General features: G+C 68.2%; 7 protein-coding genes. 5 read left to right on the top strand and 2 right to left on the bottom strand.

The genetic code is table 11. From position 1 onward, the window contains the following. Positions 1-95: 95 nt before the first annotated feature. From C1M53_RS06325 to C1M53_RS06310, 4 genes are read left to right on the top strand one after another with little or no spacing between them, the layout of a single operon-like run. Positions 96-1643, top strand: a complete 1548-nt coding sequence (locus C1M53_RS06325) for a sugar ABC transporter ATP-binding protein (RefSeq protein WP_245488466.1) — start codon at positions 96-98, stop codon at positions 1641-1643. Further along, on the top strand, positions 1640-2635 hold the full coding sequence (locus C1M53_RS06320) for a ribose ABC transporter permease (protein ID WP_129411462.1): 996 nt from the start codon (positions 1640-1642) through the stop codon (positions 2633-2635). The genes C1M53_RS06325 and C1M53_RS06320 overlap by 4 nt, the downstream gene beginning before the upstream one ends. A gap of 28 nt (positions 2636-2663) precedes the next feature. Next, complete coding sequence (locus C1M53_RS06315; RefSeq protein ID WP_129411461.1) at positions 2664-3611, top strand: sugar kinase; 948 nt, start codon at positions 2664-2666, stop codon at positions 3609-3611. Then, positions 3608-4903, top strand: a complete 1296-nt coding sequence (locus C1M53_RS06310) for a D-tagatose-bisphosphate aldolase, class II, non-catalytic subunit (protein ID WP_129411460.1) — start codon at positions 3608-3610, stop codon at positions 4901-4903. Before C1M53_RS06315 ends, C1M53_RS06310 begins: the two co-directional genes overlap by 4 nt. Before the next feature lie 10 nt (positions 4904-4913). On the opposite strand, the gene C1M53_RS06305 is transcribed toward C1M53_RS06310, so the two are convergent. Then, entirely contained in the window at positions 4914-5834 is a 921-nt protein-coding gene (locus C1M53_RS06305) for a LysR family transcriptional regulator (protein WP_129411459.1), read from the bottom strand. A gap of 99 nt (positions 5835-5933) precedes the next feature. Between C1M53_RS06305 and C1M53_RS06300 the strand changes: the two genes are divergently transcribed. After that, positions 5934-6797: an NAD(P)H-binding protein gene (locus tag C1M53_RS06300; protein WP_129411458.1), complete on the top strand. Its 864-nt coding sequence runs from the start codon at positions 5934-5936 to the stop codon at positions 6795-6797. 134 nt (positions 6798-6931) lie between these two features. On the opposite strand, the gene C1M53_RS32310 is transcribed toward C1M53_RS06300, so the two are convergent. Then, positions 6932-14707 (bottom strand): autotransporter-associated beta strand repeat-containing protein, encoded by a 7776-nt coding sequence (locus tag C1M53_RS32310; protein ID WP_129411457.1) that lies wholly within the window; start codon positions 14705-14707, stop codon positions 6932-6934. Positions 14708-14793 lie beyond the last annotated feature (86 nt).

Genomic DNA, 14793 nt, shown 5'->3' with positions numbered 1-14793 from the left:
CTGCCTTGCCTTGATCCACAACGCCGACGCTCTCGCATGCCCCGAAAGGGAGTGCCCGCTACGCCCGTCGGCGGTGGGTTATGGAGGAGCAATCCGTGACAGCCATCAACCAGAAGCCGCACGCCGCTGCCTCGGATCCTTCGGACGACGTGGTGCTCGAGATCCACGACATCGCCAAGTCCTTCGGCCCGGTTGCAGCGCTGAAGCGCATGAATCTCACCGTGCGGCGCGGTCGTGTGCACACGCTGTTGGGCGAGAACGGCGCCGGCAAGTCCACCCTGATGAAGATCCTCGCCGGTGTCTTCAAGCCGACCGCCGGCAGCATCGTGCTGAACGGCAAGGCCTACACGCCGCGCAATCCGCGCGATGCCCGTGCGCATGGCGTTTCCATCGTCTTTCAGGAACTCAGCCTCAGCCGCAACCTGTCGGTGGCCGAGAACATCTTCGCCAGCCATGAGCCGAGCCGCTTCGGCTTCATCCGCGACCGTGCCTTGAACGCCGCTGCCGAGCAGCTCATCCGCGACTTGGGCCTGCCGGTCGACGTGCGCGCAAAAGTCGGCGACCTGTCGATCGCGCAGCGCCAGCTGGTCGAGATCGCCAAGGGCCTCAGCCTGCCGGCCGACGTCGTCATCCTCGACGAACCGACCTCGTCGCTATCCGACAGCGAGGCCGAGATCCTCTTCGCCATCATCGAGCGCCTGAAGAGCCAGGGCAAGGCGGTGATCTACATCTCCCACCGCATGGAAGAGATCATGCGGCTCTCCGACGACATCACCGTCATGCGGGACGGCGAATATGTGACGACGACGCAGAAGAGCCAGACCAGCATCGACCGGCTGATCACGCTGATGGTCGGCCGCGCCATGAACGACATCTATCCGCCGCGCGAGGCGCCGCGCCCGCCGGCCGACACGCCGCCGGTGCTGGCGACGAAGCATCTCACCTTTGCCGGCAAGTTCCGCGACGTCTCGATCGACGTGAAGCCCGGTGAGGTCGTCGGGCTGTTCGGCCTCGTCGGCTCGGGCCGCTCCGACGTCATGAAGGCGCTGTTCGGCATGCTTGCGCCGCAGGGCGAAATCCTGCTCGACGGCAAGCCGGTGGTATTCCGCTCGGCCGCGCAGGCGATCCGCAAGGGCATCGCCTTCGTCACCGAGAACCGCAAGGAAGAAGGCCTGGTGCTGCTGCACAGCGTCGAGCGCAACATCAACATGGTCGGGCTCGGCCAGCTCTCCGGGCCGCTCGGCCTGATGCGGGGCACGGCCGAACGCGAGGCGGCGAGGAGCGAAGTCAAGCGTCTCGCCATCAAGACCGCCTCGATCGACACCACCACCGGGTCCTTGAGCGGCGGCAACCAGCAGAAGATCGTGCTGGCCAAATGGCTGCAGATCAAGCCGCGCGTGCTGATCCTGGACGAGCCGACCCGTGGCGTCGATGTCGGCGCCAAATTCGAGATCTACCGCATCATCCGCGAACTGGCCGCCAACGGCACCGCGATCCTGATGGTCTCCTCCGAGCTTCCGGAGGTGCTGGGCCTCAGCGACCGCGTCGTGGTGATGCACAACAAATCCGTCGCCGCCGTGCTCGATGCCGACGGCCTCACACCCGAAACCGTCATGACCTATGCAGCGGGGATACACGCATGAGCAATGTTCAGGACATCCAGAAGAAGGCCGCCGACGCCGAGGTCCGCCGCTCTTTCCTGGCCTCGCCGACGGTGCGCCAGTATGGCGGCATCATCATCTCGCTGGCCGTGCTGTGCGTGGTGTTCTCGGTGATGAGCCCGCGCTTCCTCGCCTTCAACAATTTCATGAACATCATGCAGCAGGTCGCCGTCATCGCGGTCGCCGCCTACGGCATGACCTATGTCATCCTGCTCGGCGACATCGACCTGTCGATCGGCTCCATCATCGCCGTCGCCGGCATGGTGGCGGCGCAGGCCTTCGCCATGGGCTTCGGCTTTGTGCCGGCGGTGGCGCTGACGCTGGCCGCCGGCGCGCTGATGGGGGCGCTGAACGGCGCGCTGTCGGCCAAGCTGATGCTGCCATCCTTCATCGTCACGGTGGCGACGATGGGCATCTATCGCGGCATGGTCAGCCTGCCGACCAACGGCGCGCCCGCGATGATCGAGAACGACACCTGGCTCGCCATCGGCGGCGAAAGCTTCCTCGGCATCCCGATCATCATCTGGATCATGGCCGTGCTGTTCGTGGTCAACCACATCATCCTGTCGAAGACGATCTTCGGGCGGCAGGTCTATCTCACCGGCGGCAACCGCGAAGCGGCGATCTATTCCGGCATCCGCGTCGACCGCATCAAGATCATCGTCTTCACCATTTCGGGCATGATGGCGGCGATCAGCGGCATGCTGCTGTCCTCGCGCCTATCGTCGGCGCAGACCAATGCCGGCACGGGCTACGAGCTCGACGCCATCGCCGCGGTAGTCCTCGGCGGCACCTCGCTCGCCGGCGGTGTCGGCACCATCGTCGGCACCATCCTCGGCGCGCTCATCATCGGCGTCATCAACAACGGCATGAACATGCTGTCGGTGCCTTATTTCTACCAGCTCATCGTCAAGGGCGCCGTCATCCTTATCGCCGTCTGGCTCGACGTGCGCAGCAAATCCGCCCGGACCTGAGCGGCAACCCTTTCATCGGAATGCAAGCATGAAGAAGATCATCACCATCGGCGAGATCGTCGTCGAGATCATGGCTGTCGAGCCCGGGCTCGGTTTCACCGCCGCCATCCCGCTCATCGGTCCGTTCGCCTCCGGTGCGCCGGCGATCTTCATCGACCAGGCCGCCAAGCTCGGCCAGCCCTGCGGCATTGTCAGCGCCGTCGGCAATGACGACTTTGGCGTGCTCAATGTCGAGCGGCTGCGGCGGGACGGCGCCGATGTCTCGGCCATTGGCGTTCATCCGACGGCGGCCACCGGCAGCGCCTTCGTGCGCTACCGGCCGGACGGCAACCGCGACTTCATCTACAACATCCGCCACAGCGCCTGCAGCGCCATCGGCCTGACGCCTGAGGCCGAAGCGCTCATCGACGGTGCCGACCACCTGCACATCATGGGTTCGGCGCTGTTCTTCGACGGCATCGTCTCGGCCATCTTCGAGGCGACGCGGCGCATCAAGGCCAAAGGCGGCACCGTCTCCTTCGACCCCAACATCCGCAAGGAGATGCTGGAGCTGCCCGGCATGCGCGAGGCTCTCGCCCATGCGCTCGAAAACGCCGACCTGTTCATGCCGAGCGGCCCGGAGATGTTCCTGTTCACCAAGGCGACCGAGGAGGCGGCGGCGATCGCCGAACTGCTCGAGCGCGGCATCAAGGCCATCGTCGTCAAGCGCGGCGCCGACGGCGCCAGCTATTTCGACCGCTCCGGCGAAGTGTCCGCCCCGGCCTTCAGGGTCGAGGAGATCGATCCGACCGGCGCCGGCGACAGCTTCGGCGCGGCCTTCGTCACCTGCTGGCTGCGCGGCATGGCGCCCGGCAAGGCGCTGACCATCGCCAACGCCACCGGCGCGCGCGCCGTCAGCGTCAAGGGGCCGATGGAGGGCACCTCCACCATGGCCGAGATCGAAACCTTCCTGCACAGCCAAGGAGTTGCGGCATGAGCGCCACCAGCAGACTCGCCGGCCTTCCGGCCCGCTTCGCAAGGGGCGAGCGCGGCGGCATTACTTCGATCTGCTCGGCTCATCCGCTGGTCATCGAGGCAGCACTCCTGGAAGGCATCGCCACCGGTATGGATGTGCTGATCGAAGCCACCTGCAACCAGGTCAACCAGGAAGGCGGCTACACCGGCATGACGCCGGCGGACTTCCGCAGCTTCGTCGAGGACATCGCGACGCGTCTCGGCTTCGACACCAGCCGCCTGATCCTCGGCGGCGATCACCTCGGCCCCAATCCGTGGAAACATCTGCCCGCCGATGAGGCGATGCAGCGCGCCGATGTCATGATGGACGCGTTCGTCCGCGCCGGCTTCACCAAGATCCACCTCGACACCTCGATGGGCTGTCTTGGCGAGCCGGTGGCATTGCCGGATGCGGTGACGGCCGAACGGGCGGCACGGCTTGCCAGGATCGCGGAAATGGCGGCGGCTGAGGCCGGCTATGACCTGCCGGCCTACATCATCGGCACCGAGGTACCGATCCCGGGCGGGGCGATGGAAGCGCTCGACCATCTGGAACTGACCACGCCGGCCGCCGCCGTCGAGACGGTCGAGGTCCACCGCCGCGCCTTCGCGGCACTCGGCCTTGAGGACGCCTTCGCCCGCGCCATCGGTGTGGTGGTGCAGCCGGGTGTGGAATTCGGCAACGAGAATGTCGTCGTCTATGACAGTGCCAAGGCGACGGCGCTGAGCGGCGTGCTCAGGCAGATGCCGCAATTCGTCTTCGAGGCGCATTCGACCGACTACCAGCCGCAGCAGGCGCTGGCGGCTCTGGTCCATGACGGCTTCGCCATCCTCAAGGTCGGCCCCGGCCTCACCTTCGCGCTGCGCGAAGCGCTGTTCGGCCTCGACCAGATCGCTGCTTTCCTTGACCGCCTGCCGGAAGAGGAGACACTGCGCGGCAAGATGGAAAAGCTGCTTTTGGCCGAGCCGAAGAACTGGGAGAAATATTATCATGGCGACGCCGACGACCTGCGCCTGCAGCGCCATTTCTCCTACAGCGACCGCATCCGCTACTACTGGCCGCATCCGCAGGCTTCGGCCGCTGTCGACGCCTTGCTCAAGCGCCTCGAAGGCCGCGCCATCCCGGAGACGCTGATCAGCCAGAACCTGGCGACGCTCTACCCGGCGGTTGCCGCCGGCAAGGTCGAGGCGACGCCGCACGCCCTGATGGTCGAGGCGGTCCGCAACGTCGTGCGCAGCTACAACCGCGCGGCCTTGTCACTCCAGCCGGCCTGACCGGACCGGCTCAGCGGCGCGACGACATATCCGTCGCTGCCGCGACGATAGCGCGCCGCAGCCAGATGTGCCGCGGTGCATCCTGCTGGCGCGCGTGCCAGGCGAGGCTCATCGTGAAGGTCCCGAGATCGAGCGGTGGCGCCAGCGAGACGAAGCGTTCCATGGTGGCGGCGGCGCGCGCCAGGCTCGCCGGCAGGGTCATGACGAGGTCGGAACGCGCAGCGATCTCCACCGCTGCGAAGAAGTTGGGCACGCGCAGTTTCACCCGCCGCGTCTGCCCCAGTCGTGCCAGCGCCTCGTCGACAGGGGCTGCGCCCACGCCGGTGACGCTCACCACGATATGCTCCAGCGCCAGGAAGCGTTCCAGCGTGAGCTTGCGGGCAAGCGCGGGATGCTGTGCCCGCATCAGCGTCACCAGTTCTTCGTCATAGAGCCGCCGCCGCTGGATACCGGCCGGCGCGTCGTCGATCAACGCCACCATCGCCTCGGCTCCGCCATGTTCAAGCATTTCGAACCCGTTCGCGCCGGGCGCCGCGATGTCGAGGTCGAGCAGCGGTGCTTCGCGGGCGAGGCGGGCCAGCAGATGCGGTGCCAGCACCGCGGCCTGGAGGTCTGGCATCAGCAGCCGGATGTGGCCGGTGGCGGTTGCCGGATCGAAGGCATTGGCTTCCAGCATGTCGCCGACGCCCGCCAGTATTCTCTGCAGGTGAGGACGGATCTCGTTGGCACGGGCGGACAGGATGTAGCCGCCCGGAGCGTCGACCAGCAGTGCGTCCGAAAACAGCGCGCGCAGCCGTCCCAGCGCACGGCTCGCCGCCGGCTGGCTCATGCCAAGCCGCTGGGCCGCCCGCGTCACGTTCCTTTCCTCCAGCAGCGCCTGCAGCGCCACCAGGAGATTGAGATCGATCCGACGTAAATTCACTTTCCGCATGCTAGGCATATATACCATGCATTGGACGCATGGAATTGCTCCGCCTACCTTTCTCCCATCAAGCAGGCCTGTCCTGCCGGTCTGGCGAAGGAGGTAGTCATGTATGTCGTTCTCGGAGCAAGCGGTCGTGCCGGTGGCGCGGTTGCGCATGCCCTCATCGAACGGGGCGAGGCCGTGCGTGTCGTGCTGCGCCGCAGCGAACAGGCAGGCCGATGGAGAGCCCTTGGTGCCGAAGCAGCGCTTGCCGGCATGGAGGATGCAGAAGCGATGGCGACGGCGCTGGAGGGCGCATCGGCGGCGTTCCTGCTCAATCCGCCACCGGCGAATGGCGACCCCTACCTGCAGACCGACGAACTTGGCGCTGCGCTGGCCGAGGCGGTGCGGCAGGCGCGCCTGCCCAGGGCCGTCGTGCTGTCGTCCATCGGCGCGCAGCATGCAACCGGCACAGGAGTGATAACCACCCTCAACCGGTTCGAGGCTTTGCTCAAGGATACGGTCCCGGCGATCGTCTTCCTGCGTTCGGGTTATTTCGTCGAGACGTGGGGCGAGGTCGCGCAAGCCGTCCTTTCTGAGAATGTTCTGCCAACCTTCATCGAACCTTCCTTGAAGATTCCGATGGTGAGCACGCTCGATGTCGGGCGCGTCGCGGCAAGCCTGTTGTGCGAGGCCCGGACAGGCATCGTTGAGCTTGGCGGCCCGCAGGACTGGAGCGCCGGCGATGTCGCCGAGGCTTTCGCCGAGGTCCTCGGCCGTCCGGTGACGCCGGTGTTCGTGCCGCCGCAACACCGCGCCGCGCTGCTTGCCGGGGAAGGCGTGCCGGATGACGTCGCGAGCGCACTGCTCGGCATGTATGAAGGCATCGCCCGCGGCCTGTTCGCCCGCGAGCACGGCAACGACCATCGCCGCGGTACGGTTTCGCTGCGGGAAGCGGTCGAGCGGATTGTCGCGGCCGCAGGCTGCTGAAGCTGTTCTTTCGTTGAGTTGGCGGTCTATCGCTTGGCCACACAAAACGGCCCTCGCGAAGAGGCGAGGGCCAATCCCGAAAACACATCGGCCGGGCTCGCCGCAATTGACGAGCCCGGCCGATGGCCCCCGTTTCAGAACTTGACGCTCAGCGTGCCCTTGAAGCCATGATCCCTCGAACCGGAGGCGAACTGGCCGCTATAGGTCAGGCCAAGCGTGACGTTGTCGGCAGGCCGCCAGCTTGTGCCGGCTTCGAGCAGGAACGCGTCCCTGGCGATCGGCACGCCGCTGACGTTGAACAGGTCGCTACCCTTGAGGGCGAAACTTTCGCCAGGCACCACGTTGTTGTAGGCATGTTGCCAGCCGACCATGCCGTCCAGGCGCAGCGTCGTGCCGCCCAGCAGCATGTCGGTCCCGGCCCGCAGGCCGAGCGTGGTGTAGGGGATGTTGCGCGTTTCGCCATTGCTGGTCAGCGCCGCCGGACCACCGCTTTCGGTGAAGCCATCCGTGTCGAGATGGACGAAGGCGACGTTGGCGAAGGGCTCGAAGGTCACCCTGTCCATCACCATCGCGTAGCCGACTTCGCCGAACGCATAGGTGGTCGATGCGTCGTAGCTGGCCGACAGTTTGTCGGCGAAGCCGCCGAAGGCGACGCTGCGGTCCGTCTTGACGTCGTGCCAGCTGTGGCCGACGCCGAAGCGCAGGCCGATGGCGTCGAGCTGGGTGCCGGCATAGGCCATCAGGTGGTAGCTGTTCGCCGAGCCGGAGGACTTGCGGGCATCGACATCGAACGACGTGCGCGAGTAGCCGCCGGCGACGCCGACACGCCAGTTGTCGCCCATGGCGCCGTCGAGGCCGAACAGCACACCGCCAAGCGAGTGTTCGAGCCGGGCCGCGTTGCCGTCGCCGGAGTAGCTACCCCAGCCGCCGAGTGCTTCCGACCATGCCGCGAAGCGTTCGCTCTTCGGGGCCTCCTGGTAGCGGGTGAGCAGCGGGTCCTTCAGGTCGACGGAGCCACCCTTTGCGGCCGAATCCATCGGCGCCGGCGTCGACGACTGGTCGGCGAAGCCGGACATGATGCGCCCGACCATCGTCCGGCGGATCAGCTGGCTTTCGTCGATCAGCGCCGAGGTCATGCTCGGGTGGATTTCGCCCGACAGCTGGTCGAAGGCGTCGCGGGCCTGCGCAACCGAGCCGTTGAGGATCTCGGCGGCGATCGGATTGGCCGGATCGAGCGTTTCCACGGCGGTGCCGACGCTGCGCTGGTTGGCGGTCTGGCCAACGCTCGGCAGCGTCACCCCGTTGCGTTGCACCTGCAGCTGCACCGCCGTCGGCTGGTAGGCCAGGCTGGCCGTCAGGAAGCCCGAATTGACGGCCGCGGTCAGGCCGCTGAAGGTTCCGGTGACGCCGCCGCTCGAGGTCAGGATGGTGTAGACCTGGTTGGGGTTCAGCAATCCGGCGACGTTGACCTGGCCGCCGCCGATCGTGGTCGTGCCGCTGGTCACCAGCTGATCGCTGGCGCCGGCCACATTGGCGTCGATCACCAGGATCGAGCCACCCGCAAACCCGGTATTGCCGGTGACCGTCAGGGTGCCGATCGGGTTTGTTCCAGCACCGGAGCCGCCGGGGGCGACCGTACCGCCCGATCCTGCATTGACGCCGCCGACGGTTCCGGTTCCGGCAAGCGTGCCACCCGCTGCGATGGCAACACTGGAATTGCCGATCGAGCCGGTGACGTTGAGCGTTCCGCCATTCACCGTGGTCGGTCCGCTGTAGGTGCTGGTACCGGAAAGGGTCAGCGTGCCGGTGCCGGTCTTGTCGAGCGAGATGCCGCCGACACCATCGACGATGGCTCCGGCGAAATTGCCGGCGCCGATGGCGATGTTGGCGAGCGCGCCGCCGCCATTGGTGATGGTGCCCCCCGCCGCTCCGGTCAGATTGGCGACGCTTGTACCGAAGCCGTTGACGTCGACGGTTCCCTGCGCCCCGACATTGAGCGTCGCGCCGGCTCCCGAAAGCAGCGATCCGGCTGCCGCGTCGGCCAGCTGAAGCGTGCCGAAGTCGGCCGAGATGGTGGCGCCGGATCCTATCGATGCTCCGGCGCCGCCGAGCGAGACAGTTCCCGTATTGCCGGTTGAGCCGATATGGAGGTCCGCCCCGGCGCCGAGCGCCAGCGGCCCGGCCAGACCGGCGGTGATGCCGGTGCCGGCCGAAACCGTCGCATCCACCCCGGCGCCAAGTCCAAGCGCGTTGTTGAAGGTACCGTTGGCGCCGAGCACCAGCTGTGTGCCGGTCGCCAGCGTCGCCGGGCCGGTCCCGAGTGCGCCGGTGTTGCCGGCGATCACCGTGCCGGCATTGATGGCGAGACCGCCGGTGAAGGTGTTGGCGCCGTTGAGCGCCAGCGTACCGGCGCCGGTCTTGGTCAGGTCGAAGCCACCCGAGACGATCCCGCCCAGCGTGCCGTTGCCGGCGGCCACGTCGAGCGAGGCGTCGCCGGTCAGCGCGATGTTGTTGGCCAGCGTGACACCGGCCCCCAGGCCGAGCGTCGTGCCGTTGGCGAGCGAGACGAGGTTGGCGGCCGCACCAAGCGCGGTGTTGCTGCCGGCCACCAGCGTGCCGCCATTGACGGCGACGGCACCGGTGAAGCTGTTGTTGCCGCTCAGCGACAGGATGCCGGTGCCGCCCTTGTCCAGGCTGATGTTGCCGGTGATGGCACCGGCGAAATCGCCGGCTCCGACGCCGAGCGTGGCTGCCGCCCCGGCATTGGCGATGACGCCGCCAGCGGCACCGGTGAGGGTGCCGACGGTGGCGCCGAAGCCGTTGAGGTCGACCTGGCCGGCTGCCCCGACATTGAGGGTGGCGTTGCCGAGGCCGGCGCCGATCGTGGCATCGGCCAGTTGCAGGATGCCGTTGTTGGCCGACAGCGTCGCACCCGCGCCGATGGTGGCGGCGCCACCGAGAGCCACGGTGCCGCTGTTGGTGGGAGTGCCGATGCCGAGTGTGGCACCCGCGCCGAGATTCAGCCCGCCATTCAGCGTTGCCGTCAGGCCCGCCCCCGCCGAGAGCGTTCCGCCGAGGCCGGCGCCGACGCCCAGCGCGTTGTTGAAGGTGCCGTTGACACCCAGCGTCAGCTCGCCACCGCCGCCGAGGCTCACCGCACCCGTTCCCAGGGCTCCGACATTCGTCGCCAGCACGGAACCGGCGCCGTTGATGTTGAGGCCGCCGTTGAACGTGCTGGCGCCGCCGAGCGTGAGCTGGCCGGTGCCGGTCTTGTTCAGGGCGATGTTGCCGTTGATCGCGCCATTGTAGGTGCCGGCACCGCCGACACCGAGCGTGGCGGCCGCGCCGGCATTGGCGATGACGCCACCGGCGGCGCCGGTGAGGGCGCCGACCGTGGCGCCGAAGCCGTTGAGGTCGACAGCGCCGGTTGCACCGACATTGAGCGTGGCGTTGCCGAGGCCGGCGCCGATCGTGGCATCGGCCAGTTGCAGGATGCCGTTGTTGGCCGACAGCGTCGCCCCCGCGCCGATGGTGGCGGTGCCGCCCAGCGCCACCGTGCCGTTGTTGACGGGCGTGCCGATGCCGAGCGTGGCGCCCGCACCGAGATTGAGCCCGCGGGTCAGTGTCGCGGTAACGCCACCAGCCGCCGACACCGTGCCGGTTGCCGCTGCACCGACGCCGAGCGCGTTGGCGAAGGTGCCGTTGACGCCGAGCGCCAGCTCGCCGCCACCGCTGAGGTTCACCGCGCCGGTGCCGAGCGCGCCGGTGTTGGTGGCCAGCACCGTGCCGCCGCCGATGGCGAGGCCGCCATTGAAGGTGCTGACGCCGCCGAGCGTGAGCAGGCCGGCACCGGTCTTGCTCAGCCCGACGTTGCCGTTGATGGCGCCATTGTAGGTGCCGGAACCGACACCCAGCGTGGCCGCCGCGCCGGCATTGGCGATGACGCCACCGGCCGCACCGTTGAGGATACCGACCGTGGCGCCGAAGCCGTTGAGGTCGACCGCGCCGGCAGCGCCGACGCTGAGCGTTGCATTGCCCAGCCCGGCGCCGATGGTCGCGTCGGCCAGCCGCAGCGTGCCGTTGTTGGCCGCCAGTGTTGCCCCGGCGCCGATGGTGGCAGCGCCGCCGAGCGCGACGATGCCGGTGTTGGTGGCGGTGCCGATGCCGAGCGTCGCGCCGGCACCGAGATTGAGTCCGCCACCCAGCGTTGCGGCGAGGCCGGCGCCAGCCGACACCGTGCCGGTTGTTCCGGCGCCGACGCCGAGCGCGTTGGCGAAGGTGCCGTTGACGCCGAGCGCCAGCTCGCCGCCGGCGCTGAGGTTCACCGCGCCTGTGCCGAGCGCGCCGGTGTTGGTGGCCAGCACCGTGCCGCCACCAACGGCCAGATCGCCATTGAAGGTGCTGACGCCGCCGAGCGTGAGCAGGCCGGCACCGGTCTTGCTCAACCCGATGTTGCCGTTGATGGCGCCATTGTAGGTGCCGCCGCCGACACCGAGCGTTGCTGCCGCGCCGGCATTGGCGATGAGGCCGCCGGCTGCGCCGTTCAAGGTGCCGACTGTCGCGCCGAAGCCGTTGAGATCGACGGCACCGGCAGCACCGACATTGAGCGTCGCATTGCCGAGGCCGGCGCCGATCGTGGCGTCAGCCAGCCGCAGCGTGCCGAAGTCGGCAGACAGCGTCGCACCCGCGCCGATGGTGGCGCCGCCGCCCAGCGCCACGATGCCGGTGTTGGTGGCGGTGCCGATGCCCAATGTGGCGCCGGCACCGAGGTTGAGCCCGCCGCCCAGCGCAGCAGTGATGCCGGTTCCCGCCGACAGCGTGCCGCCACCGGCGACAGTCAGCGCGTTGCCGAATGTGCCATTGGCACCGAGCGTCAGCCCGCCGCCGCTGAGGTTCACCGCGCCGGTGCCGAGCGCGCCGGTATTGGTGGCAAGCACCGTGCCGGCGCCGATGTTCAGGCCGCCATTGAACGTGCTGGCGCCGCCGAGCGTGAGCAGTCCGGCGCCGGTCTTGTTCAGCGCGATGTTGCCGTTGATGGCGCCGCTGTAGTTGCCGGCGCCGATGCCGAGCGTGGCCGCTGCACCGGCATTGGCGATGATGCCTCCCGCCGCACCGGTGAGGTTGCCGATGGTGGCGCCGAAGCCGTTGAGGTCGACATTGCCGGCGGCGCCGACATTGAGCGTTGCATTGCCGAGATTGGCACCGATCGTCGCGTCGGCCAGCCGCAGCGTGCCGAAGTCGGCCGACAGCGTTGCGTTCGCGCCGATGGTGGCGCCACCGCCCAGTGCCACGATACCGTTGTTGGTGGCGGTGCCGATGCCCAAAGTGCCACCGGCGCCGAGGTTGAGCCCGCCGCCGAGCGTCGCGGTGACGCCGCCGGCCGCCGACAGCGTGCCGGCTCCGGCGGCACCGATGCCGAGCGCGTTGCCGAAGGTGCCGTTGACACCGAGCGCCAGCTCGCCGCCGCCGCTGAGGTTCACCGCGCCGGTGCCGAGCGCACCGGTATTGGTGGCCAGCACCGTGCCGCCGCCGATGGCGAGGCCGCCATTGAAGGTGCTGGCGCCACCCAGGGTGAGCAGACCGGCGCCGGTTTTGCTCAGCGCGATGTTGCCGTTGATGGCGCCGCTGTAGTTGCCGGCGCCGATTCCGAGCGTTGCCGCCGCGCCGGCATTGGCGATGACGCCTCCCGCCGCACCGGTGAGGTTGCCGATGGTGGCGCCGAAGCCGTTGAGGTCGACATTGCCGGCAGCGCCGACATTGAGCGTCGCATTGCCGAGTGCCGCGCCGATCGTGGCATCGGCGAATTGCAGCGTGCCGAAATTGGCCGACAGCGTTGCGTTCGCGCCGATGGTGGCGCCACCGCCCAGCGCCACGGTACCGTTGTTGAGGGCGGTGCCGATGCCGAGCGTTGCGCCGGCGCCGAGGTTGAGCCCGCCGCCCATCGTTGCCGCCAGGCCTGCACCCGCCGACAGCGTGCCGTTTAGGCCGGCGCCGACGCCGAGTGCATTGGTGAAGGTGCCGTTGACGCCCAGCGTCAGCTCGCCGCCGCCGCTCAAATTGACCCCACCGGTTCCCAGTGCATTGAGGTTGGTCGCCAGCACCGAGCCGGCGCCGATGTTCAGGTCGCCGCTGAAGCCGGTGTTGACGCCGCCGAGCGTCAGCTGCCCGGCGCCCGTCTTGGTGAGGGCGAAAGCACCATTGATCGTCCCGTTCAGGGTTCCGATGCCGGCTCCCACGTCGAGCGAAGCCGCCCCGCCGAGGTTGAGGTTCTTGCTGATCGTCCCGCCGGCGCCGATGCCGAAGGAGGCGCCGGCGCCGAGGTTGAGCGCCGTGCCCAGTCCGAGCGCGGCGTCGTTGGCCGCGGTCAGGGCGCCGCCGCTGAGGATGGTCACATTGCCCGAGAAGGTGTTGTTGCCCGACAGCGTCAGCGCGCCGCCGACCTGCAGGCCGAGATTGCCGGTGATGTTGCCGGCGAAATTGCCGCCATTGACGGTGATGTCCGCGGCAGCGCCGGTGTTGGTGAGGATGCCCCCGGCAGCGCCGGTGAGGTTGCCGATGGTGGCGCCGAAACCGTTGAGGTTGACCGAGCCGGCCCCGCCGACATTCAGCGTCGCGCCGGCCAGCTGGGCGCCGATCGACGCGCTGCCGAACGTCACGGCGCCGAAATCCGCCGACAGGGTCGCGCCGGCGCCGATGCTGGCCGGGCCCGACAGGGTCAGCCCGCCGGTGGCCCCCGCGGAGCCCAGCCCGAGCGTCGCCCCGGCGCCGATGTTCAGTCCGCCGGTCAGGTTGGCGTTGAGGCCCGTACCCACCGACAGGCTGTTGCCAGCCCCGGCGCCGACATTGATCTGGTTGGCCAGGGTTCCGCTTGCGCCGAGCGTCAGGCCGCCGCCGCCGAGCGAGATGGCGCCAGCGCCGACGGCACCGAGATTGGTTGCCAGCACGCCGCCGCCGTTGATGGTCAGGCCGCCTGTCGAGGTGTTCGAGCCGCCCAGGGTGAGCAGGCCGGCGCCGGTCTTGACCAGCGAGCCGCCGGCTCCGCTGATGTTGCCGCTGAAAACGGTGCTGGCCCCGTTGCCTCCAAGTGTCAGCGCCTTGGCGCCGAGGTCGACCGAACCGGTTCCGGACAGCGAGCCGATGCTCGTGCCGGTGCCGGTGAGGCCGCCTATGTTGAGGCTGCCGGTGCCGTTGAGGTTGACCTGCGCACTGCCGCCACTGGCGGCGCCGGTGAAGGCGATGCTGCCGCCGGCATTGGCGGTGATGGTAGCGCTTCCAGCCGTGCTGTTACCGCCGAAGTTGACGGAGCCGCCGGTCGCCGCGGTGATGTTGGCGTTGGCGGCCGTGCTCGTGCCCGAGAAATTGACGCTGCCGCCCGTTGCGAGGATGCCGGACGTTGCAGCCGTGCTCGATCCGGAGAAGTTGACGATACCACCGAGATTGGAATTGATGACCGCATTGGCAGCAGTCGTGCCGGTGCCACTGAACGACAGCGTTCCGGTTCCGCCGCCGATGCCGGAGGCGGTGAAGGTTTGCGGCAGCGCGGAATTGTTCTGGATTCCCGCTCCGTTGATATCCAGGGAAACGCTGCCCAGGCCCGTGCCGGCAAGTCCGAATGTGTAGCCGGGTGCGGTTGCGCCGAAATTGATGCCGCCGACCGTGCTGGAGCTGCCCGGGGTGAACAGAACGCCCGGCGAGACGGAGAGATTGAAGGTTGCCGTACCGGTGGGAACCGTCCCGCCGATCCAGGATGTCCCGGCATCCCAGGGGGCCGCCACCACACCACCGAGCCAGGTGGCATCCTGGGCGGATGCGGGACTTATCGGGTACGCAACCGCAAGCGCCAAAGTAGAAGCACTGAGAAGCAGAGTAGAACAACCGGAACGATGAGAAAGGCTGTAATGCCGCATCATGACCCCTCTTCGTGGAAGTATGTGGATTTACCTCGTCAAGTCCTCGCCCCAGCCCATTGATCACGACGCTGCCTCCCCATCAGGCG

It is taken from the genome of Mesorhizobium sp. Pch-S (genome assembly GCF_004136315.1).
Taxonomy (GTDB): Bacteria; Pseudomonadota; Alphaproteobacteria; order Rhizobiales; family Rhizobiaceae; genus Mesorhizobium.
This window is presented reverse-complemented; position numbering and strand designations above follow the sequence as displayed.